Raw genomic sequence first — 2,022 nt, 5'->3', positions numbered from 1 at the left:
GCCGCCACCGCCGCGTCGGCCCGCCCCAACCGGGCACGGACCGCCGGCAGATGCGTCAGCCCCCGGGCGTGCAGGTGTTCCGCCGCCGCGTCGATCGACGCCTGCGCCACCCCGACGTAGACGGCGGCGTAGCTGGCCACCAGCCAGTGCGGCATCAGCTGGGCGACCACCAGGGCCAGGCCCTCCACCCCGCCGAGCAGCCGGTCGGCGGGCACGGTGACGTCCAGGTGCAGGTCGTGCGAGGCGGTCGCCCGCATGCCGAGCGCGTCCCAGGTCGGCTCGACGGTCAGACCGTCACCGGCCGGGACCAGGAACTGCGAGACCACCGACGGGTCGGCCGCGCTCCGGGCCGCCACCAGATAACCGTCGGCGTGACCGGCACCCGAGCAGAAGGTCTTGCTGCCCTTGATCCGCCAGCCGCCGTCGACCGGCTCGTAGACCGTGGTTAGCTGGGACAACCGGGCACCGGCGCCGCGCTCGCTCATCGCGACCGCGTACCACGCGCCCTCGGCCGCCGCCCGCAGCAACCGGTCGCGGGCGGCGAGCGCCTCCTCCGGTACGCCCAACGCCTCGGCCAGTTCCTCGGTGACCGCGCCCAGGGCGCCGGTGACCGAGGCGTGCATGTTGAACACCAGCGCCGTGGCGCCGTTGCCCCGCGCCAGTTCGGTGGCGACGGCCGCGTACCCGGCGAACGTCGCCCCGATGCCGCCCAGCTCGGCGGGGACCATCAGCCCGAACAGCCCGGCCGCACCGAGATCGGCGAAGTCATCGACCGGGAACGAACCGTCCCGGTCGTGCTCCGCCGCCCGGGCGGCCAGCCGGGGCGACAGCCTCCGCGCGGCGTCCCACGCTTCGCTCATGCCGGCACTCCGCTGCGCTGCGTGCCGCCATGAGACACCCACGCACCGAGCCGACGACTCGCTCGCTGACGCTCGCTCATGGAACCCCCTTCTCGGCTTCCCTTACCCCCGCCCGGACCGGCTACCCGCCGTACACCCCGCGTCCCTGGTAGAGCACGGCCGGCGAACCGGTCGGCACGATCCGCGGCGTCTGGCCGGGTGGGGTCGCCGCGCCGCGTACCTGCCGGAGCAGCCAGCGCAGCAGGCCCGGCACCGCCGGACGGACACCCCGGACCCGCAGGTCCACACCGTGCCGGGCGCACTCGGCCACCAGCTCACGATGGTCCACGAACAACCGTGGGTCGTGGATGCCGCGCGGCACGGTCGGCAGCCGTTCGGCGATGCGGACCGCGACCAGCCGACACAGCGCGGTGTCGTTGAGCGTGTCCAGCACCAGCAGCCCGCCGGGACGCAGCAGGCGACACGCCTGCGCCACCACGGCCCGCCAGTCGGGTACGTGTTCCAGCAGCTCACCGGCGGCCACCACGTCGGCGCAGCCGTCGACGAAGGGCACCCGGGTGGCGTCGCCGTTGACCACCGTCACGCCGTGCGCGGCGGCCTGGTTCAGCGCGGAGCGGGTCAGGTCCACCCCCACGTGCCGGTAGCCCTTGCCGACCAGGTGCGGGGCGAGCAGACCGGCGCCGCACCCGAGGTCGACCAGGAGCGCGTCGGGCCGCGTCGCCGGTGGGACCATCGCCGCCCGCGCCTCGGCCAGCCAGTGCAGCATGGCGAACGCGCCGTCCGGTCGCCACCATTCGCCGGCCAGGTCGTCGTACTGACGCGGGTCGTTGCGGGGCAGGCTCAGGCCGGCGTCACGCATTCACCGAGCGTGGCACGACTAGCCGGTAACGACCAGACTTCCGTTATGTCGTCCACGGTGTTAGGGCTGGTCAGAGCGAGCCATCCGGAACCGACGGCGGCCGTCACCACAGTGGCCGGTCTGCTCGCGGCCGGCGTCGGGCATCCGCCCGGCGGGATCGCCGTGGTGGCGCTGACCGTGGCGGCGAGCCAGTTCGCGGTGGGGTGGACGAACGACGCGCTCGACGCCGACCGGGACGCCGCGGTGGGGCGTACCGACAAGCCGGTGGCCGCCGGTGCGGTCAGCCGGCGGGTCGTCGCGGTG

General features: G+C 74.7%; 2 protein-coding genes and 1 pseudogene. 1 reads left to right on the top strand and 2 read right to left on the bottom strand.

What is annotated here, in order from left to right; all coding sequences use genetic code 11:
- Together EYA84_RS31170 and EYA84_RS31165 are read right to left on the bottom strand one after the other, a co-directional pair.
- A partial coding sequence (locus EYA84_RS31170; RefSeq protein ID WP_131057769.1) for an acyl-CoA dehydrogenase family protein occupies nt 1–860 on the bottom strand: 860 nt, incomplete at its 3' end.
- A 121-nt stretch (nt 861–981) separates the two neighbouring features.
- Entirely contained in the window at nt 982–1,719 is a 738-nt protein-coding gene (locus EYA84_RS31165; protein ID WP_131057768.1) for a bifunctional 2-polyprenyl-6-hydroxyphenol methylase/3-demethylubiquinol 3-O-methyltransferase UbiG, read from the bottom strand.
- 45 nt (nt 1,720–1,764) lie between these two features.
- Here EYA84_RS31165 and EYA84_RS31160 point away from each other — a divergent pair.
- A pseudogene (locus tag EYA84_RS31160) lies at nt 1,765–2,022 on the top strand (hypothetical protein); the annotation flags it as partial.

Origin of the sequence: Verrucosispora sp. SN26_14.1 (genome assembly GCF_004307965.1) — a bacterium.
Lineage (GTDB): Bacteria > Actinomycetota > Actinomycetes > Mycobacteriales > Micromonosporaceae > Micromonospora.
This window is presented reverse-complemented; position numbering and strand designations above follow the sequence as displayed.